Annotated in this window: 29 protein-coding genes and 1 tRNA gene; 9 read left to right on the top strand and 21 right to left on the bottom strand. The window is 66.9% G+C overall.

The window, feature by feature from the left end; translation table 11 throughout:
- Positions 1-122 precede the first annotated feature (122 nt).
- Positions 123-1022, top strand: a complete 900-nt coding sequence (locus ACEN9J_RS22340; RefSeq protein WP_413762078.1) for a LysR substrate-binding domain-containing protein — start codon at positions 123-125, stop codon at positions 1020-1022.
- 9 nt (positions 1023-1031) lie between these two features.
- On the opposite strand, the gene ACEN9J_RS22335 is transcribed toward ACEN9J_RS22340, so the two are convergent.
- Complete coding sequence (locus ACEN9J_RS22335) at positions 1032-1799, bottom strand: SDR family oxidoreductase (protein WP_261213071.1); 768 nt, start codon at positions 1797-1799, stop codon at positions 1032-1034.
- A gap of 113 nt (positions 1800-1912) precedes the next feature.
- Between ACEN9J_RS22335 and ACEN9J_RS22330 the strand changes: the two genes are divergently transcribed.
- Together ACEN9J_RS22330 and ACEN9J_RS22325 are read left to right on the top strand one after the other, a co-directional pair.
- A complete protein-coding gene (locus ACEN9J_RS22330) occupies positions 1913-2851 on the top strand; it encodes a LysR family transcriptional regulator (RefSeq protein ID WP_413762077.1) in 939 nt (312 codons plus the stop codon).
- Between the two features lie 122 nt (positions 2852-2973).
- Positions 2974-3993 (top strand): Bug family tripartite tricarboxylate transporter substrate binding protein, encoded by a 1020-nt coding sequence (locus ACEN9J_RS22325; RefSeq protein ID WP_057593163.1) that lies wholly within the window; start codon positions 2974-2976, stop codon positions 3991-3993.
- Positions 3994-4084: 91 nt separating this feature from the next.
- On the opposite strand, the gene ACEN9J_RS22320 is transcribed toward ACEN9J_RS22325, so the two are convergent.
- Positions 4085-4408, bottom strand: a complete 324-nt coding sequence (locus tag ACEN9J_RS22320) for a DUF1840 domain-containing protein (RefSeq protein WP_057593162.1) — start codon at positions 4406-4408, stop codon at positions 4085-4087.
- A 13-nt stretch (positions 4409-4421) separates the two neighbouring features.
- Complete coding sequence (locus ACEN9J_RS22315) at positions 4422-5693, bottom strand: SAM-dependent methyltransferase (protein WP_057593161.1); 1272 nt, start codon at positions 5691-5693, stop codon at positions 4422-4424.
- A gap of 187 nt (positions 5694-5880) precedes the next feature.
- On the opposite strand from ACEN9J_RS22315, the gene ACEN9J_RS22310 reads away from it, so the two are divergent.
- Genes ACEN9J_RS22310 through ACEN9J_RS22285 form a run of 6 tightly spaced genes read left to right on the top strand, consistent with a single transcriptional unit; the run spans position 5881 to position 12812 of the window.
- Positions 5881-8229 carry a bifunctional salicylyl-CoA 5-hydroxylase/oxidoreductase gene (locus tag ACEN9J_RS22310; protein WP_413762076.1) on the top strand — a complete coding sequence of 783 codons (2349 nt, stop codon included), beginning with the start codon at positions 5881-5883 and terminating at the stop codon, positions 8227-8229.
- A gap of 16 nt (positions 8230-8245) precedes the next feature.
- On the top strand, positions 8246-8725 hold the full coding sequence (locus ACEN9J_RS22305) for a MarR family winged helix-turn-helix transcriptional regulator (RefSeq protein ID WP_057593159.1): 480 nt from the start codon (positions 8246-8248) through the stop codon (positions 8723-8725).
- Positions 8722-9576, top strand: a complete 855-nt coding sequence (locus ACEN9J_RS22300) for an enoyl-CoA hydratase family protein (RefSeq protein WP_057593158.1) — start codon at positions 8722-8724, stop codon at positions 9574-9576. The genes ACEN9J_RS22305 and ACEN9J_RS22300 overlap by 4 nt, the downstream gene beginning before the upstream one ends.
- A 4-nt stretch (positions 9577-9580) precedes the next feature.
- Positions 9581-10771, top strand: a complete 1191-nt coding sequence (locus ACEN9J_RS22295; RefSeq protein ID WP_413762075.1) for an acyl-CoA dehydrogenase family protein — start codon at positions 9581-9583, stop codon at positions 10769-10771.
- Complete coding sequence (locus ACEN9J_RS22290; protein ID WP_296734132.1) at positions 10768-12420, top strand: AMP-binding protein; 1653 nt, start codon at positions 10768-10770, stop codon at positions 12418-12420. The genes ACEN9J_RS22295 and ACEN9J_RS22290 overlap by 4 nt, the downstream gene beginning before the upstream one ends.
- A complete protein-coding gene (locus tag ACEN9J_RS22285; protein ID WP_057593191.1) occupies positions 12414-12812 on the top strand; it encodes a RidA family protein in 399 nt (132 codons plus the stop codon). The genes ACEN9J_RS22290 and ACEN9J_RS22285 overlap by 7 nt, the downstream gene beginning before the upstream one ends.
- A 145-nt stretch (positions 12813-12957) precedes the next feature.
- Here ACEN9J_RS22285 and ACEN9J_RS22280 read toward each other — a convergent pair.
- The 18 genes from ACEN9J_RS22280 to rplN all read right to left on the bottom strand — a co-directional run bounded on the left by ACEN9J_RS22280 (position 12958) and on the right by rplN (position 21886).
- Positions 12958-13034: transfer RNA gene (locus ACEN9J_RS22280), tRNA-Met, on the bottom strand.
- A 21-nt stretch (positions 13035-13055) separates the two neighbouring features.
- Positions 13056-13457 carry a 50S ribosomal protein L17 gene (gene rplQ / locus ACEN9J_RS22275; protein WP_057593155.1) on the bottom strand — a complete coding sequence of 134 codons (402 nt, stop codon included), beginning with the start codon at positions 13455-13457 and terminating at the stop codon, positions 13056-13058.
- 87 nt (positions 13458-13544) lie between these two features.
- Positions 13545-14534, bottom strand: a complete 990-nt coding sequence (locus tag ACEN9J_RS22270; RefSeq protein WP_057593154.1) for a DNA-directed RNA polymerase subunit alpha — start codon at positions 14532-14534, stop codon at positions 13545-13547.
- A 145-nt stretch (positions 14535-14679) separates the two neighbouring features.
- Positions 14680-15303, bottom strand: a complete 624-nt coding sequence (gene rpsD / locus ACEN9J_RS22265; RefSeq protein ID WP_057593153.1) for a 30S ribosomal protein S4 — start codon at positions 15301-15303, stop codon at positions 14680-14682.
- A gap of 130 nt (positions 15304-15433) precedes the next feature.
- Positions 15434-15838, bottom strand: coding sequence for a 30S ribosomal protein S11 (gene rpsK, locus ACEN9J_RS22260; RefSeq protein WP_009124825.1), 405 nt, complete (start codon positions 15836-15838; stop codon positions 15434-15436).
- Positions 15839-15851: 13 nt separating this feature from the next.
- Positions 15852-16217 carry a 30S ribosomal protein S13 gene (rpsM, locus tag ACEN9J_RS22255; protein WP_013544105.1) on the bottom strand — a complete coding sequence of 122 codons (366 nt, stop codon included), beginning with the start codon at positions 16215-16217 and terminating at the stop codon, positions 15852-15854.
- A gap of 23 nt (positions 16218-16240) precedes the next feature.
- Positions 16241-16354 carry a 50S ribosomal protein L36 gene (gene rpmJ, locus ACEN9J_RS22250; RefSeq protein WP_038201958.1) on the bottom strand — a complete coding sequence of 38 codons (114 nt, stop codon included), beginning with the start codon at positions 16352-16354 and terminating at the stop codon, positions 16241-16243.
- A gap of 51 nt (positions 16355-16405) precedes the next feature.
- Positions 16406-17719, bottom strand: coding sequence for a preprotein translocase subunit SecY (gene secY / locus ACEN9J_RS22245; RefSeq protein WP_057593152.1), 1314 nt, complete (start codon positions 17717-17719; stop codon positions 16406-16408).
- A 32-nt stretch (positions 17720-17751) separates the two neighbouring features.
- Positions 17752-18183 (bottom strand): 50S ribosomal protein L15, encoded by a 432-nt coding sequence (gene rplO, locus ACEN9J_RS22240; RefSeq protein WP_057593151.1) that lies wholly within the window; start codon positions 18181-18183, stop codon positions 17752-17754.
- A gap of 11 nt (positions 18184-18194) precedes the next feature.
- Positions 18195-18380: a 50S ribosomal protein L30 gene (gene rpmD / locus ACEN9J_RS22235; RefSeq protein ID WP_057593150.1), complete on the bottom strand. Its 186-nt coding sequence runs from the start codon at positions 18378-18380 to the stop codon at positions 18195-18197.
- A 35-nt stretch (positions 18381-18415) separates the two neighbouring features.
- Entirely contained in the window at positions 18416-18934 is a 519-nt protein-coding gene (gene rpsE / locus ACEN9J_RS22230) for a 30S ribosomal protein S5 (RefSeq protein WP_057593149.1), read from the bottom strand.
- An 18-nt stretch (positions 18935-18952) separates the two neighbouring features.
- Positions 18953-19318: a 50S ribosomal protein L18 gene (gene rplR, locus ACEN9J_RS22225; protein WP_057593190.1), complete on the bottom strand. Its 366-nt coding sequence runs from the start codon at positions 19316-19318 to the stop codon at positions 18953-18955.
- 14 nt (positions 19319-19332) lie between these two features.
- Positions 19333-19866 carry a 50S ribosomal protein L6 gene (rplF, locus tag ACEN9J_RS22220; RefSeq protein ID WP_057593148.1) on the bottom strand — a complete coding sequence of 178 codons (534 nt, stop codon included), beginning with the start codon at positions 19864-19866 and terminating at the stop codon, positions 19333-19335.
- 24 nt (positions 19867-19890) lie between these two features.
- The gene (gene rpsH, locus ACEN9J_RS22215; RefSeq protein ID WP_057593147.1) at positions 19891-20286 is read right to left on the bottom strand and encodes a 30S ribosomal protein S8; all 396 of its coding nucleotides are present in this window, start codon (positions 20284-20286) and stop codon (positions 19891-19893) included.
- A 20-nt stretch (positions 20287-20306) separates the two neighbouring features.
- Positions 20307-20612: a 30S ribosomal protein S14 gene (gene rpsN, locus ACEN9J_RS22210; protein ID WP_057593146.1), complete on the bottom strand. Its 306-nt coding sequence runs from the start codon at positions 20610-20612 to the stop codon at positions 20307-20309.
- A gap of 8 nt (positions 20613-20620) precedes the next feature.
- Positions 20621-21160 carry a 50S ribosomal protein L5 gene (gene rplE, locus ACEN9J_RS22205; RefSeq protein ID WP_057593145.1) on the bottom strand — a complete coding sequence of 180 codons (540 nt, stop codon included), beginning with the start codon at positions 21158-21160 and terminating at the stop codon, positions 20621-20623.
- An 11-nt stretch (positions 21161-21171) separates the two neighbouring features.
- Positions 21172-21504, bottom strand: coding sequence for a 50S ribosomal protein L24 (gene rplX / locus ACEN9J_RS22200; protein WP_057593144.1), 333 nt, complete (start codon positions 21502-21504; stop codon positions 21172-21174).
- A 13-nt stretch (positions 21505-21517) separates the two neighbouring features.
- Positions 21518-21886 (bottom strand): 50S ribosomal protein L14, encoded by a 369-nt coding sequence (gene rplN / locus ACEN9J_RS22195; protein WP_057593143.1) that lies wholly within the window; start codon positions 21884-21886, stop codon positions 21518-21520.
- Positions 21887-22107: the final 221 nt, after the last annotated feature.

Below are 22107 nucleotides of genomic sequence, written 5' to 3'. Positions count from 1 at the left end.
GATTTCTCCAGCAGGTTGAAGGCACCGGCGGTGCCGTGCCGTCACTGTCTTTGATTCACCGTTCAGCCGGTAGCCGGCCGGCACGACTAAGATCCATTCGCCATGCAAATCAATCGCAAGCCATGAGCGACCGGCTGCTCGCCCTGCGCCTGTTCACGCGCGTCGCGCACGCGGGCAGCTTCTCGCGCGCGGGGCGCGAGTTCGGGCTCTCGCAGCCTTCGGCCTCGCGCGTGATCGCGACGCTCGAGAAGGAAGTGGGCGCGGCGCTGCTGACGCGCACCACGCGCGCCGTGACGCTGACCGAGGCCGGTGCCGACTACCTCGCGCGCATCGAGCCGATCCTGGCCGCGCTCGAGGAGGCCGACCATGCGGCGCGCGGCACCGGCGAGCTGCGCGGCGTGCTGCGCGTGGCGCTGTCCTCGAGCTTCGCGGTGCGCGAGGCGATCCCCGCGCTGGCGCCCTTCATGGCGCGGCATCCGGCGCTGCGCGTCAAGCTGCTGATGCACGACCAGCTGCAGGACCTGGTGAGCGAGGGCGCGGACCTCGCGTTCCGCTTCGGCACGCTGCCCGATTCCAGCGCCACGGCGCGCAGCCTGGGGCTGTTCCGGACCCTGCTGGTGGCCGCGCCCGGCTACCTGCGCCATGCCGGCACGCCGGCGCTGCCGGCCGAGCTCGCGGCGCACGCGGTGGTGGCCGGGCCGAGCGGCGGCGCGTCCTGGTCCTTCGAGCGCGACGGGCGGAAGGTGTCGGTGCGCATCGCGGGCGCGCTGCTGAGCAGCACGATGAACGAGGGCTCGATCGCCGCGGCCGTGGCGGGCCTGGGCATCACCCACACCAGCGAGCTGGGCTGCGGCGCCGAGCTGGCCAGCGGCGCGCTGGTGCGGGTGCTCGCGGACTGGCGCATGGCGCCGGTGGAGCTGCATGCGGTGTTCCCGGCCGGGCGCGCCGCCAAGCCCTCGGCGCGCGCGCTGGCCGAGCACGTCGGCGCGACGCTGGCGGCGCGGGCGACGCCCGGCCGCTGAGCCGCGCGCTCAGGCCGCGAAGCCGCCGTCGATGTTGAGTCCGGCGCCGGTCACGAACGCGGCCTCGGGGCTCGCGAGGTAGGCCACCATGCCCGCGATCTCGTCGGCGTGGCCGTGGCGGTCGAGCGCCATGAAGCTGTGCATGGTCGCGGCCATCGGGCCGTTGGCCGGGTTCATGTCGGTGTCGACCGGGCCGGGCTGCACGTTGTTGACCGTGATGCCGCGCGGACCGAGGTCGCGCGCCAGGCCCTGCACCAGGCCCGTGAGCGCCGACTTGCTCATGGCGTAGATGCTGCCGCCCGCGAAGGGCATGCGCTCGGCGTTGGTGCTGCCGATGTTGACGATGCGCCCGCCGCTGCCCATGTGCGCCAGCGCGGCCTGGATGGCGACGAACACGGCGCGCACGTTGACGGCGATGGTGCGATCGAAGTCGGCCAGCGTGAGCTGGTCGACCGGCCCCAGGTGCAGCACGCCGGCGCTGTTGACCAGGATGTCGATGCGGCCGCCGAAGTGGCGCGCCGCCTGGTCGATGCCGGCCTTGAGCGCCTCGGCATCGGCGCTGTCGATCTTCAGCGCGAGCGCGCGGCCGCCCTCGGCCTCGAGGCTGCGCGCGAGTTCCTCGGCGACGGCCTGCGAGCTGCTGTAGCTGAAGGCCACGGCGGCGCCGTCGCGCGCCAGGCGGCGCACGATGGCCGCGCCGATGCCGCGCGAGCCGCCGGTGACGAAGGCGACCTTGCCCGCGAGGACGGGGGCCGGGGAAGTGGTGGTGGAGGTCATGGTTTTTTCCTGGATGAGTGGTGTTGGAAGGCCTCCAGTCTCTGCCTTCGATTGCATTTGCGGTAGCCATCAATCGGTCCCATCAAATTCAACCCTTGGTTGAAAATAGGACGATGGAACCGCTCAACCATCTCGCCTCCTTCGTGCAGAGCGCCGAGGGCGGCAGCTTCTCGGCCGCCGCGCGCCGCCTCGGGCTCACGCCGGCCGCGGTCAGCAAGAACGTGGCGCGGCTGGAGGCGCGGCTCGGCGTGCGGCTGTTCCAGCGCAGCACGCGCCGGCTCACGCTGACCGAGGGCGGCGAACGCTTCCTGGCGCAGATCGGCGGCGCGCTCGCCACCCTGCAGGAGGCGGTGGCCGGCATCGACAAGGACGACGGCCAGCCCTCGGGCACGCTCAAGGTCAGCATGGGCCAGGCCTTCGGCCGCGCCCACGTGCTGCCGATGATGGGCGACTTCCTCGCGCGCTACCCGGCAATCGTGCCGGACTGGCATTTCGACAACCTGCAGGCCGACCTCGTCGGCGAGGGCTTCGACGCGGCCATCGGCGGCGGCTTCGAGCTGTCGGCCGGGCTGGTGGCGCGCGAGCTGGCGCGCATTCACGTGGTGGCGGTGGCAGCGCCGGCCTACATGGCGCAGCGGCGGATGCCGCGCCATCCCTCGGAGCTGGCGGCGCTCGACGCGCTGGTGCGCCGCTCCTCGCCCACGGGCCGGCTGCGCAGCTGGACCTTGCGGCATGCGCGCGGCGCGGCGAAGGAGGCGGAGGTCACGGTCGAGCTGCCGCGCCCGCGCGCGATCTTCAACGACCCCGAGGCGATCGCGCAGGCCGCGCTGATGGGGCTGGGCGTCGCGATGCTGCCCATGCCCTTCGTGGAACGGGGACTGCGCGACGGCAGCCTGCTGCGGCTGCTGCCCGAGTGGCACCACGACGCGGGCGCGGTCTGGCTCTACTACCCGAGCAAGAAGCTGCTGCCGCCGAAGACGCGGGCCTTCGTCCACTTCGTGCTCGAGCGCTTCCGTGAGGAGCGGTTCGCGCAGCGCATGCAGGTGAGCTGAGCGCCGCGCCGGACCGCCCCAAGCAAGCTCGCACCGCAGTGCGAAGCACGAGGGTGCTTCAATGAGCCACGCCGGGGTTTTCACCCGCGACGACCGCGGCGAGCGCCTGTACAAAGGCGCGCATGACTTCCATCCCCCTCCATTCCTCGTCCCGGCGCGCGCTGCTCGCCGCCTCGATCGCTGCCACCACCTTGCTCGTCGCGCCCGCGTGGGCACAGGGCACCTGGCCCACCAAGCCGGTGCGCATCGTCGTGCCCTTCGCCGCGGGCGGCACCACCGACATCCTCGCGCGCGCGGTCGCGCCCGAGCTCTCGAAGGCCTTCGGCCAGCAGTTCATCGTGGACAACCGCGCGGGCGCCGGCGGCAACGTGGGCGCGGAGATCGTGGCGCGCGCGCCGAACGACGGCTACACGCTGCTGATGGGCACGGTGGGCACGCACGGCATCAACCGCGCGCTCTATCCGAAGCTGCCCTTCGACCCGATCAAGGACTTCGTGCCGATCACCATGGTGGCCGCGGTGCCGAACGTGATGGAGATGAACGCCGAGAAGGCGAAGACGCTCGGCATCCACAACGTGCAGGACTTCATCAAGTACAGCAAGGCCAACCCCGGCAAGTTCAACATGGCCTCGAGCGGCAGCGGCACCTCGATCCATCTCGCGGGCGAGCTGTTCAAGAGCATGACGGGCACCTTCATGGCCCACATCCCCTACAAGGGCTCGGGCCCGGCCCTGCTCGACATGGTGGCCGGCAACGCCGACGTGATGTTCGACAACCTGCCCTCGTCGATGGCGCAGATCAAGGCCGGCAAGCTCACGGCGCTGGCCGTGACCAGCGCCCAGCGCTCGCCCGCGCTGCCCGACGTGCCGACGGTGGAAGAGGCCGGCGGCCCGACGCTCAAGGGCTTCGAGGCCAGTTCGTGGTTCGGGCTGCTGGCGCCCGCGGGCACCTCGCCCGAGATCGTCAACCGCATCCAGCAGGAAGTCGCCAAGTCGCTCGGCACGCCGGCGATCAAGGAGAAGATGCTGGCGCAGGGCGCGATCCCGAGCGGCAGCACGCCGGCCGACTTCACGAAGCTCATCGCGAGCGAGCACGTGAAGTGGGCGAAGGTGGTGAAGGATTCGGGCGCGAAGGTGGACTGAGAGCGTCCCGCCCGAGAGAAGATTCAGCGCCCGTCCGTCGCGGACTGGCGCCGGCAACCCGCCGCCGCGCGGCGGGTTGTCCGACCCGGACTCAGGTGGTCCAGGTCACGTCCTTGTTTTCGGCCAGCGATTCCTTGAGCATGTGCAGCAGCGGGGTGGCGCGCTGGTGCAGCGCCACATGCTGTTTTTCGGCGTCGTGGGTGTGGTCCTCGACCGCGAATTCGTCATGGTTGTGGGTGTTGCTCTTCTCGCGCGCGAGCGCGGCCTCGATGGCCGAGATCGCCCCGGGAATCTGCTCGACCGTGATGATTCCTTGCGCGGAAGGCGACTTGCCGACGATGTCGAACAGCTGGCGCGCGTGCGTCTCGAGCATCACGAAATCCGACGAGGCCCTGGACTGGAAACGATAGAGCATGGGGTTGTCCCTTTCACTTGTAGAGATGATCACGCGTGAAAGGGTACACCGATTGCGCACCGCGCAAGGTGCCGTGATCGACCTTGCCGTCGGGCTTGGTCGAGACCATCTGGTACAGGCCGATCCAGCCCTGCTCGAAGCTCATGGCCGAGCCCGCGAGGTAGAGCCGGTAGGCGCGCAGGATGCGCTCGGCGTTGGCGTGCTGGCGCTCGCTGCCGCCGTTGCGCAGCACGGCGCGCGCCGTTTCGAGCTGCGCCTCGAGCGCGTCGGACCAGGCCCACAAGGTGCGCGCGTAGTGCGGCCGCAGGCTCTCGACGTCGACGATCTCCAGGCCGGCCGCCGCGGTCTCGCGCAGCACGTGCGTGACGTGCAGCAGCTCGCCACCCGGGAAGATGTACTTCTCGATGAAGTCGCCCATGCCGTTGCCGAGCTGGCGGTAGTTGAGCTGGCCCGAGGTGATGCCGTGGTTCATCAGCAGGCCGCCGGGCGCCAGCAATGAATGGATCTTGGCGAAGTAGGTCGGCATGTTGGCCGCGCCCACGTGTTCGAACATGCCCACCGAGGAGATCTTGTCGAAGGGCCGCTCCGCCGACAGCTCGCGGTAGTCGCGCAGCTCGACGCGCACGCGGCCCGTGAGGCCCTTCTCCTCGATCAGGCGCTGCACGTGCGCATGCTGGTTGCGCGACAGCGTGATGCCGGTGGCGTCGACACCGTAGTGCTCGGCGGCCCATAGCAGCAGGCCGCCCCAGCCCGAACCCACGTCGAGGTAGCGCTCGCCGGGCTTGAGCATCAGCTTGCGGCAGATGTGGTCGAGCTTGGCTTCCTGCGCCTGCGCCAGCGTGAGGTCGGGCGTCGCGTAGTAGGCGCAGGAGTAGACCCGGCGCGGGTCGAGCCAGAGTGCGTAGAAGTCGTCGGAGACGTCGTAGTGGAACTCGATCTGGGCGGCGTCCTTGCGCAGCGAATGCGAGCCGCGGGACTTGGCCAGGTGCTGCAGGCGGCTCCACCATCCGGTGTCGGTCTCGGCCGGGTTGCCGGGCAGCAGGCCGACGGCGGCATCGATCAGGTCGCGCATGGCGCCCTCGATCTGCACCTTGCCCTCCACGTAGGCCTCGCCGATCGCGCCCACCTGTCGGGCCGCGAGCTTGGCCAGTGCCGACCACTCCGAAAAAGCCAGCGTGACACGCGAACCGGCTGCGGCAACCCGTCGCCCATCGGGCAGTTCCAGTGCCACGGGCACGGGTAGCGAAGCCAGCTGCGACTCGATCTTGGGTATCAAGCTTTGCATGGGCCGCATGGTATTGATTTTTCGAGCTTCTTGCATGCGGTTGCATCCGGCGGCCCGGATCGTGTCGCGGGGACACCGGCCGGCGCCAGCGCGGACGGGCCCGATGTGCTGCGGGTAAATCCGTTTGACAGCAGATTGTTTATGTCTAAACTATTCAACCATGAACAGCATCGCCCACGCCCCGTCCATGGACCTCCAACGCATCCTGTGCATCGGCGGCGGGCCCGCCGGCCTGTACTTCGCGCTGCTGATGAAGGCGCGCAACCCGGCCCTCCAGATCACGGTGGTGGAGCGCAACCGGCCCTTCGACACCTTCGGCTGGGGCGTGGTGCTCAGCGACCAGACGCTCGCGAACCTGCGCGCGGCCGACCCCGAATCCGCCGCGCTGATCGGCGACGACTTCCACCACTGGGACGACATCCAGGTCTTCTTCAAGGGCCGCCAGGTGCGCTCGGGCGGCCACGGCTTCTGCGGCATCGGCCGCAAGCGGCTGCTCAACATCCTGCAGGAGCGCTGCCTCGCGCTCGGCGTCGAGCTGGTGTTCGAGACCGACGTGACCGACGACCAGGCACTGGCCGCGAAGTACGAGGCCGACCTGGTGATCGCGAGCGACGGCCTCAACAGCCGCATCCGCCAGCGCTATGCCGACGTGTTCCAGCCCGACATCGACCTGCGCCAGTGCCGCTTCGTCTGGCTCGGCACGCACCAGACCTTCGACGCCTTCACCTTCGCCTTCGAACAGACCGAGCACGGCTGGTTCCAGGCCCACGCCTACCAGTTCGACAAGGACACCTCGACCTTCATCGTCGAGACGCCCGAGGCCGTGTGGCAGGCCCATGGCCTCGACCGGATGGAGCAGCCCGAGGCGATCGCCTTCTGCGAGAAGCTGTTCGCCAAGTACCTCGACGGCCACTCGCTGATCAGCAACGCCACGCACCTGCGCGGCTCGGCCAACTGGATCCGCTTCCCGCGCGTGGTGTGCGAGCACTGGACGCACCGCGTCGACGTCGGCGGCCGCTCGGTGCCCGTGGTGCTGATGGGCGATGCCGCGCACACGGCGCACTTCTCGATCGGCTCGGGCACCAAGCTCGCGCTCGAGGACGCGATCGACCTGGCCAACGAATTCGCCGCCGGCGGCAGCACCGACCAGGTGCTCGAGCAGTACGAGGCGCGCCGCAGCGTCGAGGTGCTCAAGATCCAGAACGCCGCGCGCAACTCCACCGAATGGTTCGAGAACGTGCCGCGCTACACCGGCATGGAGATCGAGCAGTTCGCCTATTCGCTGCTCACGCGCTCGCAGCGCATCAGCCACGAGAACCTGCGGCTGCGCGACACCAGGTGGCTCGGCGGCTACGAGCAGTGGCTGGCCGGCGGCAAGGCCGTCGCGCCGATGCTGATGCCGCTCAAGGTGCGCGGGCTCGAGCTCAAGAACCGCATCCTGGTCTCGCCGATGGCGACCTACAGCGCGGTCGACGGCGTGCCGCAGGACTTCCTGCTGGTGCACCTGGGCGCGCGCGCGCTCGGCGGCGCGGCGATGGTGTTCGTCGAGATGACCAGCCCCACGCCCGAAGGCCGCATCACGCCCGGCTGCACCGGCCTCTACAACGACGAGCAGCAGGCCGCGTTCAAGCGCATCGTCGACTTCGTGCACGCGCAGTCGAGCGCGAAGATCGCGATGCAGCTCGGCCACAGCGGCCCCAAGGGCTCGACGCAGGTGGGCTGGGAAGGCACCGACGAGCCGCTGCCCAGCGGCAACTGGCCGCTGCTGGCCGCCAGCGCGCTGCCCTACGGCGAACAGAACCAGCTGCCGGCCGCGATCACGCGCGCCGAGATGGACACGCTGCGCGATCAGTTCGTGGCCTCGACCCGCCGCACGGCCGAGGCCGGCTTCGACTGGCTCGAGCTGCACTGCGCGCACGGCTACCTGCTGTCGGCCTTCATCAGCCCGCTGACCAACCTGCGCGAGGACGAGTACGGCGGCAGCCTCGAGAACCGCTGCCGCTATCCGCTCGAGGTGTTCCGCGCGATGCGCGCCGCCTGGCCGGCGGACAAGCCGATGAGCGTGCGCATCTCGGCCCACGACTGGGCGCCCGGCGGCAACACCGATGCCGACGCGGTGGCGATCGCGCGCTTCTTCAAGGACGCGGGCGCCGACTTCATCGACGTCTCCTCGGGCCAGACCACGCGCGCCGCCAAGCCGGTCTACGGCCGCATGTACCAGACGCCGTTCGCCGACCGCATCCGCAACGAGGTCGGCATCTCGACCATCGCCGTGGGCGCGATCACCGAGGCCGACCAGGCCAACAGCATCATCGCGGCCGGCCGGGCCGACCTCTGCGCGATCGCGCGGCCGCACCTGGCCGACCCGGCCTGGACGCTGCACGAGGCCGCCAAGCTGCAGAGCCGCGCCGTCGAGTGGCCGAAGCAGTACCTGAGCGGGCGCGACCAGATGTACCGCGAGATCGCGAAGCAGCAGCAGATGGCGGCCGCCGCCAATGCAGCGATGGCCGCGGCGCAAAGCGAAGAGACGCACTGAACGACGGCGGCACCCCATGGACCTCGAAGCCCGCGCCCACGCCGAACACCCCGAAGCGCTGCGGCTGTGGCTGCGCCTGCTGACCTGCACGCAGCTGATCGAGAAGGAAGTGCGCAACGGGCTGCGCGCGCAATTCGCCACCACGCTGCCGCGCTTCGACCTGATGTCGCAGCTCGAGCGCTCGCCCGAGGGGCTGAAGATGAACGAGCTGTCGCGCCGGATGATGGTGACCGGCGGCAACGTGACCGGCATCACCGACCAGCTCGTGACCGAGGGCCTGGTCGAGCGCGTCGACGTCGAGGGCGACCGCCGCGCCTGGCGCGTGCGGCTCACGCCGCGCGGCCGCAAGCTGTTCCACGAGATGGCGCAGCAGCACGAGGACTGGATCGTCGAGGCCTTCGCGGGCCTCACGGGCAAGGAGATCGCGCAGCTGCACAAGCTGCTCGGCAAGGTCAAGCAACACTCACAGAGCCAGACACTGGCGGAGGCCGAATGAAGCACTACATCGGCGCGGGCAATCCCATGCACGCGCAATTCGAAGCGAAGGCGGCCTATGCCGCGAAGCACTTCGCCTGGCACTACGACAACGGCGTGGGCACCATCACGCTGAACCGCCCCGAGCGCAAGAACCCGCTGACCTTCGACTCGTACGCCGAGCTGCGCGACCTGTTCCGCGCGCTCAATTACGCGAGCGACGTGAAGGTGATCGTGGTCACGGGCGCGGGCGGCAACTTCTGCTCGGGCGGCGACGTGCACGAGATCATCGGTCCGCTGACCGGCATGCGCATGCCCGAGCTGCTCGAATTCACGCGCATGACGGGCGACCTGGTGAAGGCGATCCGCGCCTGCCCGCAGCCGATCGTCGGCGCGATCGACGGCGTGTGCGCCGGCGCCGGCGCGATGATCGCGCTGGCCTGCGACCTGCGCTACGGCTCGCCCGCCACGCGCACCGCCTTCCTGTTCACGCGCGTCGGCCTGGCCGGCGCGGACATGGGCGCCTGCGCGCTGCTGCCGCGCGTGATCGGCCAGGGCCGCGCTTCCGAGTTGCTGTTCACCGGCCGCGCGATGACCGCGCAGGAAGGCCATGCCTGGGGCTTCTTCAACGCGCTGCACGAGAGCGACGCGCTGCTCGAGGCCGCGACCAAGATGGCGCGCGAGCTGGCCGAGGGCCCGAGCTTCGCGCACGGCATGACCAAGACCATGCTGGCGCAGGAATGGTCGATGACCATCGACCAGGCGATCGAGGCCGAGGCGCAGGCGCAGGCGATCTGCATGCAGACCGAGGACTTCCGCCGCGCCTACGAGGCCTTCGCGGCCAAGCGCAAGCCGGTGTTCGGCGGGGACTGAGGCCATGGCGAAGATCCCGGCTCCTCCTTCCACCGCGCACCTGGCGCTGCCCTTCTTCGACGAGGCGCACCGCGCGCTCGCGAGCGACCTGCTGCCCTGGTGCGCCGCGCAGGAGGTCGACGAGCGCGACGACCGCGCGGCCTGCCGCGAATGGGTGCGCCGCCTCGGCGACGGCGGCTGGCTGCGCTACGCGGTGCCCGGCAGCGCCGGCGGCGCGCTCGAGCGCCTCGATTCGCGCGCGCTGGTGCTGCTGCGCGAAACCCTCGGCTACCACTCGCCGCTGGCCGACTTCGCGTTCGCGATGCAGGGCCTGGGCAGCGGCGCGATCACGCTCGCCGGCACGCCCGAGCAGCAGTCGCGCTACCTCGGCGCGGTCGGCAAGGGCGAGAAGATCGCGGCCTTCGCGCTGAGCGAGCCCGATGCCGGTTCCGACGTGGCCGCCATGGCCATGCGCGCCGAGCCCACGGCCGACGGCTGGCGCCTCCACGGCAGCAAGACCTGGATCAGCAACGGCGGCATCGCCGACTTCTACTGCGTGTTCGCCAAGACCGATCCCGCGGGCGGCACGCGCGGCATCACGGTGTTCATCGTCGATGCGACCACGCCCGGCCTCGACACCTCCGAGCACATCGACGTGATGGCGCCGCATCCGCTGGCCACCCTGCGCTTCGACGACTGCGTGGTGCCGCGCGACGCGCAGCTCGGCGAGCTCAACGGCGGCTTCAAGCTCGCGATGCGCACGCTCGACATCTTCCGCGCCTCCGTGGCCGGCGCCGCGCTCGGCATGGGCCGGCGCGCGCTGGCCGAGGCGATCTCGCACGCGAAGAACCGCCGCATGTTCGGCCAGACGCTGGCCGACTTCCAGCTCACGCAGGCCAGGCTCGGCGAGATGGCGGCGCTGATCGACGGCGCGGCGCTCCTGACCTACCGCGCGGCCTGGATGCGCGACGAGGCCGAGCAGCGCGGCGGCGCGCCGGTGGGCGACGTGTCGGCCGCGGCCGCGATGGCCAAGATGGCCGCGACCGAGAACGCCAGCCGCGTCATCGACATGGCGCTGCAGATGCATGGCGGCCTCGGCGTCAAGGTCGGCACCAAGATCGAGGCCCTCTACCGCGACATCCGTTCGCTGCGCATCTACGAGGGCGCGACGGAAGTGCAGCAACTGATCATCGGCAAATCCGTACTGCGGGGATGAACACCGTGACCGCTCCATCCGCCCAAGTCGACCGCTTCGTGCACGACCGGCTGCCGCCGGCGGCGCAGCTGCCGGTCTTCCGCTACGACCGGCCCGAACTGCAACTGCCCGACCAGCTCAACCTGGTCGAGGAACTGCTCGACAAGGCGCCCGCCAAGGGCTTCGGCGACCGGCCGCTGCTGCGCTCGCCGCAAGGCACGCTCAGCTATTCGCAGGCCGCCATCGAGGTCAACCGCATCGCGCAGGTGCTGACCGAGGACCTGGGCCTGGTGCCCGGCAACCGCGTGCTGCTGCGCGGCGGCAACTCGGTGGCGATGGCGCTGGCCTGGCTCGCGGTGGTGAAGGCCGGACTGATCGCCGTCGCGACCATGCCGCTGCTGCGCGCCAAGGAGCTCGGCGACATCATCGAGAAGTCGCAGCCGGTGGCCGCGCTGTGCGACGGCCGGCTGCTCGACGAGCTGGTGGCCGCGCAGCAGGCGCACCCGGTGCTCGCCGACATCATCGCCTTCAACCGGCCCGACGCGCCCGATTCGCTGTCCGCGCGCGCGGCCGCCAAGAGCGGCATCTTCGAGGCCTGCCCCACGGCGGCCGACGACATCGCGCTGCTGGCCTTCACCTCGGGCACCACGGGCAAGCCGAAGGCGCCCGTGACCACGCACCGCGACGTGCTCGCGATGTGCGAGACCTGGCCGCGCCACGTGCTGCGGGCGCGCCCCGAGGACGTGGTGGTGGGCTCGCCGCCGCTGGCCTTCACCTTCGGGCTCGGCGGGCTGCTGGTGTTCCCGATGTACGCGGGTGCCTCGATCTACTTCCCCGACGCGCCCTTCACGCCCGAAGGCCTGGTGAAGCTGATCAACGAGGTCGGCGCGACCATCTGCTACACCGCCCCGACCTTCTACCGCCAGATGGCGCCGTTCGTGAAGCAGCACGGCGCGCCCACGCTGCGCATCAGCGTGAGCGCGGGCGAAGCCCTGCCCGATGCCACGCGCCAGCTCTGGAAGGAGGCCACCGGCCTCGAGATGCTCGACGGCATCGGCGGCACCGAGGTGTTCCACATCTACATCTCGGCCGCGGGCGACGAGGTGCGCCGCGGCGCCGTCGGCAAGGCCGTGCCGGGCTTCATCGCCAAGGTGGTCGATGCCGAGGGCAACGAGGTGCCGCGCGGCACGGTCGGCAAGCTGGCGCTGCAGGGACCGGTGGGCTGCCGCTACCTCGACGACGCGCGGCAGGCCGACTACGTGAAGAACGGCTGGAACTATCCGGGCGATTCCTTCGTCCAGGACGACGACGGCTATTTCTTCTACCAGGCGCGCGCCGACGACATGATCATCACCGCCGGCTACAACGTCGGCGGCCCCGAGGTCGAGGATGCGCTGCTCAAGCATCCGGCCGTGGCCGAATGCGGCGTGATCGGCAAGCCCGATGCCGACCGCGGCATGATCGTCAAGGCCTTCTGCGTGCTGAAGCCCGGGCAGACCGGCGATGCCGGCCTCGTGAAGGCGCTGCAGGACCACGTGAAGGCCACGATCGCGCCGTTCAAGTACCCGCGCGAGATCGAGTTCGTGTCCGTGCTGCCACGCACCGAAACGGGCAAGCTGCAACGCTTCAAACTGAGACAAACCGAAGACAACAGGTCCACCACATCATGATCAAACTCTTGCAGCCTCCAGGCTGGTTGCCCCCCAAGGGCTATGCGAATGGCGTCGCGGCGCGCGGCACCATGGTGTTCGTCGGCGGACAGATCGGCTGGAATGCCCAGCAGCAGTTCGAGTCGGACGACTTCATCGACCAATGCGGCCTGGCGCTGCGCAACATCGTCGAGGTGCTGCGCGAGGCCGGTGCCGGTCCCGAGCACATGGTGCGCATGACCTGGTACGTGGTCGACCGCGACGAGTACAGCAGTCGGCTCGCCGAGCTCGGCCCGGTGTACCGCGATGCGATGGGCCGCAACTTCCCGGCGATGACCTGCGTGCAGGTCGCGGCGCTGGTGGAGCCGCGCGCGAAGATCGAGATCGAGGTCACGGCGGTGGTGCCGGACTGACGAAGGCACTTCGCCCCATCAACGACAAAGCCCTCTCGCGAGGGCTTTTCTTTTGGGCGTGTGCTTTGCGTTGTTGCAACGCGCTTGCGAATTCGGAGCGGGAAAAGAAAAAGGGTCTTTCGTTTCCGAAAGACCCTTCTCAATGTGGTTGCGCGAGCAAGATTTGAACTTGCGACCTTTGGGTTATGAGCCCAACGAGCTACCAGGCTGCTCCATCGCGCGGCAAGAGATAAATTATAGCACTTATTCCGCGGCGTTCTGCTCGGTGGCAGCAACTTCGCTCACTTCAGGGCGATCGACGAGTTCGACCAGCGCCATCGGCGCGTTGTCGCCCACGCGGAAACCCATCTTGAGGATGCGGGTGTAGCCACCGGGACGCGCGGCGAAGCGCGGGCCCAGTTCACCGAACAGCTTCACGACGGAGTCGCGGCTGCGCAGGCGGTCGAAGGCCAGGCGCTTGTTGGCGACGGTGGGCTTCTTGGCGAGCGTGATCATCGGCTCGATGACGCGGCGCAGTTCCTTGGCCTTGGGGACCGTGGTCTTGATGACTTCGTGCTCGATGAGCGAGTTCATCATGTTCTGCAGCATCGCGAGGCGGTGCGAGCTGGTGCGGTTGAGTTTGCGGAGTCCGTGTCCGTGACGCATGGTGCTTTCCTTTGCTTTTTGAAGAACGGGCAGCCGTGTCAGGTACTGCCCGGTGCACTGGCCCTTTTCAGAGGGCCGTTAAAAAAATCAACGCTTGTCGAGGCCGGCCGGCGGCCAGCTTTCGAGCTTCATACCCAGGGTCAGGCCGCGCGAGGCGAGCACTTCCTTGATTTCGTTGAGCGACTTGCGACCCAGGTTCGGGGTCTTGAGCAGCTCGTTCTCGGTACGCTGGATCAGGTCGCCGATGTAGTAGATGTTTTCGGCCTTCAGGCAGTTGGCCGAACGCACGGTGAGCTCGAGTTCGTCGACCGGGCGCAGCAGGATCGGGTCGAACTGCTGTGCGCTGCGCGGTGCCGGAGCATCGAACGCGGCCAGTTCGCCGCCTTCGAGCTGCGCGAACACGGCGAGCTGCTCGACCAGGATCTTGGCCGAGGCGCGCACGGCGTCTTCGGCGGTGATCGCGCCGTTGGTCTCGATTTCGACCAGCAGCTTGTCGAGGTCGGTGCGCTGCTCGACGCGGGCGCTTTCGACGGTGTAGCTCACGCGCTTCACGGGCGAGAACGAAGCATCGAGAACGATGCGGCCGATCGACTTGGTCGGCTCGTCCGCATAGCGGCGCATCGTGCCGGGCACGTAGCCGCGGCCCTTCTCGACCTTGATCTGCATGTCGAGCTTGCCGCCTTGCGACAGGTGGGCGATCACGTGGTCGGGATTGATGATCTCGACGTCGTGCGGGGTCTGGATGTCCGATGCCAGGACCGCGCCTTCGCCGTCCTTGCGCAGGCTCAGCGTGACTTCATCGCGGTTGTGGAGCTTGAACACCACGCCCTTGAGGTTCAGCAGGATGTTGACGACGTCTTCCTGCACGCCATCGATCGACGAGTACTCGTGCAGAACGCCGGCGATCGTGACTTCGGTGGCCGAATAACCGACCATGGACGACAGCAGCACGCGACGCAGCGCGTTGCCGAGCGTGTGGCCGTAGCCGCGCTCGAAAGGCTCGAGCGTCACCTTGGCCTTGTTGGCCGCGAGTTGCTCGACCTGGATGGTCTTGGGTTTCAGCAGGGTGGTTTGCATGCAGACTTCCTCTCAATACCCCCGGCTCGTTACACCGGTAAGGCTGGTGAAGCGCCTGGCCCGCAGCGCGCGTGCGGCACGAACCAGGAACGGGAACAACAAAAACAGGACTCCCGCCGCCGCTTGCGCGGTGCGGGAGTGGAAATCAACGCGAATACAGTTCGACGATCAGCGATTCGTTGATGTCCGCGGCGAACTCGTCGCGATCCGGGACCTTCTTGAAGGTGCCTTCGGCCTTGTCGGCATTCACGTCGACCCAGCCGGGGATACCGACTTGCTGGGCGAGTTGCAGCGCTTCGACGACGCGGTTCTGCTTCTTCGACTTCTCGCGCACGGCGATCACGTCGCCGGTCTTCACCAGGTACGACGGGATGTTGACCGACTGGCCGTTCACCGTGATGGCCTTGTGCGACACGAGCTGGCGCGCTTCGGCGCGGGTCGAGCCGAAGCCCATGCGGTAGACGACGTTGTCCAGGCGCGACTCGAGCAGGAACAGCAGGTTGGCGCCGGTGTTGCCACGGCGGCGATCGGCTTCTTCGAAGTAGCGGCGGAACTGCTTCTCGAGCACGCCGTACATGCGCTTGACCTTCTGCTTCTCACGCAGCTGCAGACCGTAGTCCGAGGTGCGCTGACCCGAGGTGCGGCCATGCTGGCCGGGCTTGGAGTCGAACTTGGCCTTGTCCTGGATCGAGCGGCGGGCGCTCTTCAGGAACAGGTCGGTGCCTTCGCGGCGGGAGAGTTTGGCCTTGGGGCCGAGGTAGCGTGCCACGTCTTTTCCTTTGTTTGCTGCCGCAGTCGCCTGCGGGAGCCATCGACAACAGAGTGCCGATGGCGGTGGGCTTAGTTAAAAAACAAATGCGCAGCCGCTTTGAAACGGCTGCGCCTGAGGGGGCTGACGCTCAGATGCGACGACGCTTCTGGGGGCGGCAGCCGTTGTGCGGAACGGGCGTCACGTCGGCAATGGAATTGATCCGGATGCCGAGCGCAGCCAGTGCGCGCACCGACGATTCGCGACCGGGGCCGGGGCCCTTGATCTCGACGTCGAGGTTCTTGATGCCTTGTTCGACAGCAGCACGGCCGGCCACTTCCGAAGCGACCTGCGCGGCGAACGGGGTCGACTTGCGCGAGCCCTTGAAGCCCTGGCCACCCGACGAAGCCCACGACAGAGCGTTGCCCTGGCGATCGGTGATCGTGATGATGGTGTTGTTGAACGAGGCGTGCACGTGGGCGATGCCGTCCGCAACGTTCTTGCGAACCTTCTTGCGAACGCGCTGTGCGGCGTTGTTGGCAGGAGCTTTAGCCATGCTGTTTCAATCCTTACTTCTTCAGGGACTGCGCAGCCTTGCGCGGACCCTTGCGGGTGCGGGCATTGGTGCGCGTGCGCTGGCCGCGCATCGGCAGGCCGCGACGATGACGGAAGCCGCGGTAGCAGCCGATGTCCATCAAGCGCTTGATGTTCATCGTCGTCTCGCGGCGCAGGTCGCCTTCGATCGTGAACAAGGCGATCTGGTCGCGGATCTTCTCGAGATCGGCGTCGGTCAGATCCTTGATCTTCTTCGAATATTCGATGCCGCTCGCTTCGCAGATCTGACGGGCGCGGGTGCGACCGATACCGAAGATGGCGGTCAGGCCGATCTCAGCGTGCTTGTGCGGCGGAATGTTGATGCCAGCAATACGTGCCATGTGCGTCCTCTAATACTCTTTGATCAACCCTGGCGCTGCTTGTGGCGCGGGTCGGTACAGATCACGCGCACCACACCCTTGCGGCGGATGATCTTGCAATTACGGCAGATGGTTTTGACCGAAGCCGAAACTCTCATTTCACTCTCCTAAATCTCTGTTCAACCGGCGGGGGGACGGTGCCCTGTGCCTTACGAAGTCTTGAAATTGGCCTTCTTCAGCAGCGACTCGTACTGCTGGGACATCATGTAGTTCTGCACCTGGGCCATGAAGTCCATCGTGACGACCACGATGATCAACAGGGAGGTACCGCCGAAGTAGAACGGAACGTTGTACTTCAGGATCAGGAACTCGGGCAGCAGGCAGACGAAGGTGATGTACACCGCGCCGGCCAACGTCAGGCGAACCAGGATCTTGTCGATGTAGCGCGCCGTCTGGTCACCCGGGCGGATGCCCGGAATGAACGCACCGCTCTTCTTCAGGTTGTCGGCGGTCTCGCGGCTGTTGAACACGAGGGCCGTATAGAAGAAGCAGAAGAACACGATCGCGGCGGCATACAGCAGCACGTAGATCGGCTCGCCCGGGCGCAATGCGCTCGCCACGTCCTTGATCCAGCGGAACCCGCCTTCGCCGGTGCTGAACCAGCCCACCACCGTCGCCGGCAGCAGAATGATCGAGGACGCGAAGATCGGCGGAATCACGCCGGCCATGTTCAGCTTCAGCGGCAGGTGCGACGACTGGCCGCCATACACCTTGTTGCCGACCTGGCGCCGCGCATAGTTCACGAGGATCTTGCGCTGGCCGCGTTCGACGAACACCACGAAGTAGGTGACCAGCACCACCACCGCGACGATGAACAGCGCGATGATCACGTTCATGGCGCCGGTACGCACCAGCTCCAGCAGACCGCCGATGGCGTTCGGCAGGCCGGCCGCGATACCCGCGAAGATCAGGATCGAGATGCCGTTGCCCAGGCCGCGTTCGGTGATCTGCTCGCCGAGCCACATCAGGAACATCGAACCGGCCGTCAGGCTCACCATGGCGGTGATGCGGAAGCCGAAGCCGGGCGAGATCACCAGGCCGGCCGACGACTCGAGCGCCACCGCGATGCTGAACGACTGGAACAGCGCCAGACCCAGTGCACCGTAGCGGGTGTACTGCGTGATCTTGCGACGGCCCGCCTCGCCTTCCTTCTTCAATTGCTCGAAGCTCGGAAGCACGTAGGTCATCAGCTGCATGATGATCGATGCCGAGATGTACGGCATGATCCCCAGCGCAAACACCGTGAAACGCGACAGCGCGCCACCCGAGAACATGTTGAACAGGCTCAGGATGCCGCCCTGCTGCCCCTGGAACAACGCCGCGAGCTGGTCGGGGTTGATGCCGGGCACGGGAATGTGCGCGCCGATCCGGTAGACCACGAGCGCGAGCAGCAAGAAGACCAGCCGGCGACGCAGGTCGCCGAACTTGCCCGTCTTTGCGATCGTTGCCGCGTTAGTTGCCACGAGGAGCTTCTTTCAGTCCGAAGGTCTGTCGATCAGGCGACGCTGCCGCCGGCCGCTTCGATCGCGGCCTTGGCACCAGCGGTGGCACCGACGCCCGTCAGCTTGACGGCCTTGGTGAGTTCACCGGTCTTGATGACCTTCACCACCTTGGCGAGCTGGCCCACGAGGCCGGCTTGCTTCAGGGCGAGCACGTCCACTTCGGCCAGGCCGAGCTGCTCGAGAGCGGCCAGCGTGACTTCGGCGTTGAACTTGAGCGATTGCGACTTGAAGCCACGCTTCGGCAGGCGGCGCTGCAGCGGCATTTGACCGCCTTCGAAGCCGACCTTGTGGAAACCGCCTGCGCGCGACTTCTGGCCCTTGTGGCCGCGACCCGAGGTCTTGCCCAGGCCGGAACCGATACCGCGGCCGACACGGCGCTTGGCGTGCTTGGCGCCATCCGCCGGCTTGATGCCATTGAGTTCCATGTCAGTCTCTCTTACAGAACTTTGACCAGATAACTGATCTTGTTGATCATGCCGCGCACCGCGGGGGTGTCCTGCAGCTCGCTCACGCTGTTGAGCTTGCGCAGACCCAGGCCACGGACGGTGTCCCGGTGCGATTGCTTGGTGCCGATCGGGCTCTTGACCAGTTGCACCTTCAGGGTTTGTTGTTGCGTCGTCATTTGAATGCTTCCTTCAGCCTTGCAAGAGCTCGCGCTCAGGCGAAGAGTTCTTCGACGGTGAGGCCGCGCTTGGCAGCCACTTCGGACGCGGTCGTCGAGTTCTTCAACCCGTCGAGCGTGGCACGAACCATGTTGTAGGGATTCGACGAACCATGGCTCTTGGCCACGATGTCGGTGATGCCCATGACTTCGAACACGGCGCGCATCGGGCCGCCGGCGATGATGCCGGTACCCTTGGGAGCCGGGTACATCACGACCGTCGAGGCACCGTGGTGGCCCTGCACCTGGTGATGCAGCGTGCCGTTCTTGATCGGCGCCTTGAACAGGTTGCGACGGGCTTCTTCCATCGCCTTCTGCACGGCGGCGGGCACTTCCTTCGACTTGCCCTTGCCCATGCCGACGCGGCCATCGCCGTCACCGACCACGGTCAGCGCCGCGAAACCGAGGATACGACCACCCTTCACCACCTTGGTGACGCGGTTGATCGCGATCATCTTCTCGCGCAGACCGTCCTCGGGGCCTTCGTTCTGCGTTCTTGCCTGAATCTTTGCCATTTTGAATCTCGTGTCCGGTTAGAACTGCAGGCCGGCTTCGCGGGCCGCATCGGCCAGCGCCTTGACGCGGCCGTGGTACGCGAAACCTGCGCGGTCGAAGGCAACCTTCTCGACGCCGGCAGCCTTCGCCTTTTCGGCGATGCGCTTGCCGATGGCCGTGGCCGCAGCGGTGTTGCCGCCCTTGCCCGAGCCGCCGAGCGCGGTGCGCACTTCGGCTTCGGCGGTGGAGGCCGTGGCCAGCACCTTCGAGCCGTCGCCGGAGATGACGGTCGCGTAGATGTGCAGGTTGGTGCGGTTCACCGTCAGGCGAGCCACGCCCTGCGTCGCGATGCGGATGCGGGTCTGGCGCGAACGGCGGAGACGCTGTGCTTTTTTGGTCAACATCATTTTGCTGCCCCTTACTTCTTCTTGGTCTCTTTGATCACGATCTTCTCGTCCGCATAACGGATACCCTTGCCCTTGTAGGGCTCGGGCGGACGAACGGCACGGATCTCAGCGGCCACTTGGCCGACGCGCTGGCGGTCGGCACCCTTGATCACGATTTCGGTCGGGGTCGCGGTGGCCACCGTGATGCCTTGCGGCATGTCGATGTTGACCGGGTGCGAGTAACCGACTTGCAGATTCAGCTTGGAACCCTGGGCGGCGGCCTTGTAGCCCACGCCGATCAGGTTGAGCTTCTTCTCGAAGCCCTTGGTCACACCGACCACCATGTTGTTCACCAGCTGGCGGATCGTGCCGCTCATCGCATTCGCTTCGCGCGAATCGTTGGCGGGCTCGAAGTTCAGCTTGCCGTCCTTGCTGACGACGTTGACCAGCGCGTTGCGCGCGAGGCTGAGCGAACCGCCCGTGCCCTTGACGCTGATCTGGTCTTCCTTGATCTGCACATCCACGCCTTGGGGGATGGCGACCGGCGATTTTCCTACTCGGGACATTTCAGTTTCTCCTCGATGTCTCGGTCAGGCGACGTAGCACAGCACTTCGCCACCGACACCGGAGGCGCGCGCCTTGCGGTCGGTCATCACGCCCTGGGGGGTCGTGACGATCGCAACGCCGAGGCCGTTCTGGACTTGCGGAATGGCCGAGCTGGCCTTGTAGACGCGCAGGCCGGGGCGGCTCACGCGTTCGATGCGCTCGATCACCGGACGACCGGCGTAGTACTTCAGCGAAATCTCGAGCTCGCTCTTGCCGGCTTCGGTCTTGACCTGGAAGCCGTCGATGTAGCCCTCGTCCTTCAGGACTTGTGCGATCGCGATCTTCACCTTGGAAGACGGGACCGACACGGTGGGCTTCGCCACCATCTGCGCGTTGCGGATACGCGTCAGCAGGTCGGCAATGGGATCACTCATGCTCATGTTGTTTGCTCCTGCCTGGCTTACCAGCTGGCCTTGATGACACCGGGGATGTCACCGTTGAATGCCAGTTCGCGGATCTTGGCGCGGGCCAGACCGAATTGACGGAAGGTGCCGCGCGGACGACCGGTGATTTCGCAACGGTTGCGTTGACGCGTGGGGTTCGCGTTGCGCGGGAGCTTTTGCAGTGCCAGGCGGGCGGCTGCGCGCTCTTCTTCGGTCTTCTTGAGGTCGTTCGAGGCGGCCTTCAGTTCGGCGTGCTTGGCGGCGAACTTGGCAACCAGCTTGTCGCGCTTGAGTTCGCGCTGGATCAAAGATGCTTTAGCCACGGATCACCTCAGTTCTTGAACGGGAAACGGAAGCCGGCGAGCAGCGCCTTGGCTTCTTCATCGGTCTTGGCCGTCGTCGTGATGCTGATGTTCAGACCACGCAGGGCGTCGACCTTGTCGTACTCGATCTCGGGGAAGATGATCTGCTCTTTCACGCCGATGTTGTAGTTGCCACGGCCGTCGAATGCACGACCCGAGATACCGCGGAAGTCGCGCACGCGGGGCAGGGCCACGGTGACGAAGCGGTCCAGGAATTCGTACATGTGCACGCCGCGCAGCGTGACCATGCAGCCGATGGGCTGGTTCTCGCGGATCTTGAAACCGGCGATGGCCTTCTTGGACTTGGTGACCACGGGCTTCTGGCCGGCGATCTTGGTCAGGTCGGCGACGGCGTTGTCGAGGACCTTCTTGTCGGCGACGGCTTCACCCACGCCCATGTTGAGCGTGATCTTGGTGAGGCGGGGGACCTGCATCGGCGAGGTGTAGCCGAACTTCTCGGTCAGGTCTTTCGCGATCTTTTCGCGATAGTGTTGTTGGAGACGTGCCATCTGAGTACCTCTTAGGCGATCTTGATTTCTTCGCCGCTGGACTTGAAGACACGCACTGCGACGCGCTTGCCTTCGGCATCCTGGCTCACCTTGATGCCCACGCGATCGGCCTTGCCGGTCGCGGCATTGAAGATCGCCACGTTGGATTGGTGAATCGGCATGGCCTTCTCGACGATGCCACCGGTCGTGCCCTTGAGCGGGTTCGGCTTGGTGTGCTTCTTGACGAGGTTGATGCCTTCGACGAGCACGTGCGAGTCGTCCTTGCGCAGCGTGACGACGCCACGCTTGCCCTTGTCGCGGCCGGCCAACACGATGACCTGGTCGCCTTTGCGAATCTTGTTCATGGCGTTGTTGTCCTCAGAGAACTTCGGGGGCCAGCGACACGATCTTCATGAACTTCTCGGTGCGCAGTTCGCGCGTCACCGGTCCGAAGATGCGGGTGCCGATCGGCTCCAGCTTGGCGTTGAGCAGCACGGCGGCATTGCCGTCGAACTTGACGAGCGAGCCGTCGCCGCGGCGGATGCCCTTGGCGGTGCGCACGACCACGGCGCTGTAGATCTCGCCCTTCTTGACGCGACCACGCGGAGCGGCTTCCTTGACGCTGACCTTGATGACGTCGCCCACGCTGGCATAACGCCGCTTGGAGCCACCGAGCACCTTGATACACAGGACGGACTTCGCGCCTGTGTTGTCGGCCACTTCGAGCCGGGATTCAGTTTGGATCATTTCTTGATATTCCCAACTTGTACCAATGCGCGGCCCGGAGGGATTCGCGTGTCTCGCATCGGTCAGTCTTGGGCCCGCCGTCCGCGCTTCGAACCACTCGAAGCGCTTCCCGTTTGGGCTGAAATCTTCGCCTTTTTGAAGCGAAGCCCGCGATTGTGGCACCCGGCTGCGTCGATGTCAACTGCCTTCTTCGGGCCACCTGCCAAGACACTAGACTCGGG

The organism is Variovorax sp. Varisp41 (genome assembly GCF_047325085.1).
Taxonomy (GTDB): domain Bacteria; phylum Pseudomonadota; class Gammaproteobacteria; order Burkholderiales; family Burkholderiaceae_C; genus Variovorax.
The sequence above is the reverse complement of the archived record's forward strand: the minus strand, read 5'-3'. Positions and strand labels throughout refer to the sequence as shown.

What these genes read in the sequence shown, in the direction of transcription:
- rplN (WP_057593143.1), bottom strand. Translation starts at nt 21,886, where the DNA reads ATGATCCAAACTGAATCCCGGCTCGAAGTGGCCGACAACACAGGCGCG.
- ACEN9J_RS22325 (WP_057593163.1), top strand. Translation starts at nt 2,974, where the DNA reads ATGACTTCCATCCCCCTCCATTCCTCGTCCCGGCGCGCGCTGCTCGCC.
- ACEN9J_RS22305 (WP_057593159.1), top strand. Translation starts at nt 8,246, where the DNA reads ATGGACCTCGAAGCCCGCGCCCACGCCGAACACCCCGAAGCGCTGCGG.
- ACEN9J_RS22315 (WP_057593161.1), bottom strand. Translation starts at nt 5,693, where the DNA reads ATGCAAAGCTTGATACCCAAGATCGAGTCGCAGCTGGCTTCGCTACCC.
- rplE (WP_057593145.1), bottom strand. Translation starts at nt 21,160, where the DNA reads ATGGCACGTCTCCAACAACACTATCGCGAAAAGATCGCGAAAGACCTG.
- rpmD (WP_057593150.1), bottom strand. Translation starts at nt 18,380, where the DNA reads ATGACGACGCAACAACAAACCCTGAAGGTGCAACTGGTCAAGAGCCCG.
- rpsK (WP_009124825.1), bottom strand. Translation starts at nt 15,838, where the DNA reads ATGGCTAAAGCTCCTGCCAACAACGCCGCACAGCGCGTTCGCAAGAAG.
- rpsH (WP_057593147.1), bottom strand. Translation starts at nt 20,286, where the DNA reads ATGAGCATGAGTGATCCCATTGCCGACCTGCTGACGCGTATCCGCAAC.
- ACEN9J_RS22310 (WP_413762076.1), top strand. Translation starts at nt 5,881, where the DNA reads ATGGACCTCCAACGCATCCTGTGCATCGGCGGCGGGCCCGCCGGCCTG.
- ACEN9J_RS22295 (WP_413762075.1), top strand. Translation starts at nt 9,581, where the DNA reads ATGGCGAAGATCCCGGCTCCTCCTTCCACCGCGCACCTGGCGCTGCCC.
- rpmJ (WP_038201958.1), bottom strand. Translation starts at nt 16,354, where the DNA reads ATGAGAGTTTCGGCTTCGGTCAAAACCATCTGCCGTAATTGCAAGATC.
- rplR (WP_057593190.1), bottom strand. Translation starts at nt 19,318, where the DNA reads ATGTTGACCAAAAAAGCACAGCGTCTCCGCCGTTCGCGCCAGACCCGC.
- rpsE (WP_057593149.1), bottom strand. Translation starts at nt 18,934, where the DNA reads ATGGCAAAGATTCAGGCAAGAACGCAGAACGAAGGCCCCGAGGACGGT.
- rplO (WP_057593151.1), bottom strand. Translation starts at nt 18,183, where the DNA reads ATGGAACTCAATGGCATCAAGCCGGCGGATGGCGCCAAGCACGCCAAG.
- rplQ (WP_057593155.1), bottom strand. Translation starts at nt 13,457, where the DNA reads ATGCGTCACGGACACGGACTCCGCAAACTCAACCGCACCAGCTCGCAC.
- ACEN9J_RS22330 (WP_413762077.1), top strand. Translation starts at nt 1,913, where the DNA reads ATGGAACCGCTCAACCATCTCGCCTCCTTCGTGCAGAGCGCCGAGGGC.
- ACEN9J_RS22340 (WP_413762078.1), top strand. Translation starts at nt 123, where the DNA reads ATGAGCGACCGGCTGCTCGCCCTGCGCCTGTTCACGCGCGTCGCGCAC.
- ACEN9J_RS22290 (WP_296734132.1), top strand. Translation starts at nt 10,768, where the DNA reads ATGAACACCGTGACCGCTCCATCCGCCCAAGTCGACCGCTTCGTGCAC.
- rplX (WP_057593144.1), bottom strand. Translation starts at nt 21,504, where the DNA reads ATGAACAAGATTCGCAAAGGCGACCAGGTCATCGTGTTGGCCGGCCGC.
- ACEN9J_RS22320 (WP_057593162.1), bottom strand. Translation starts at nt 4,408, where the DNA reads ATGCTCTATCGTTTCCAGTCCAGGGCCTCGTCGGATTTCGTGATGCTC.
- ACEN9J_RS22270 (WP_057593154.1), bottom strand. Translation starts at nt 14,534, where the DNA reads ATGCAAACCACCCTGCTGAAACCCAAGACCATCCAGGTCGAGCAACTC.
- ACEN9J_RS22300 (WP_057593158.1), top strand. Translation starts at nt 8,722, where the DNA reads ATGAAGCACTACATCGGCGCGGGCAATCCCATGCACGCGCAATTCGAA.
- rpsM (WP_013544105.1), bottom strand. Translation starts at nt 16,217, where the DNA reads ATGGCACGTATTGCTGGCATCAACATTCCGCCGCACAAGCACGCTGAG.
- ACEN9J_RS22335 (WP_261213071.1), bottom strand. Translation starts at nt 1,799, where the DNA reads ATGACCTCCACCACCACTTCCCCGGCCCCCGTCCTCGCGGGCAAGGTC.
- rplF (WP_057593148.1), bottom strand. Translation starts at nt 19,866, where the DNA reads ATGTCCCGAGTAGGAAAATCGCCGGTCGCCATCCCCCAAGGCGTGGAT.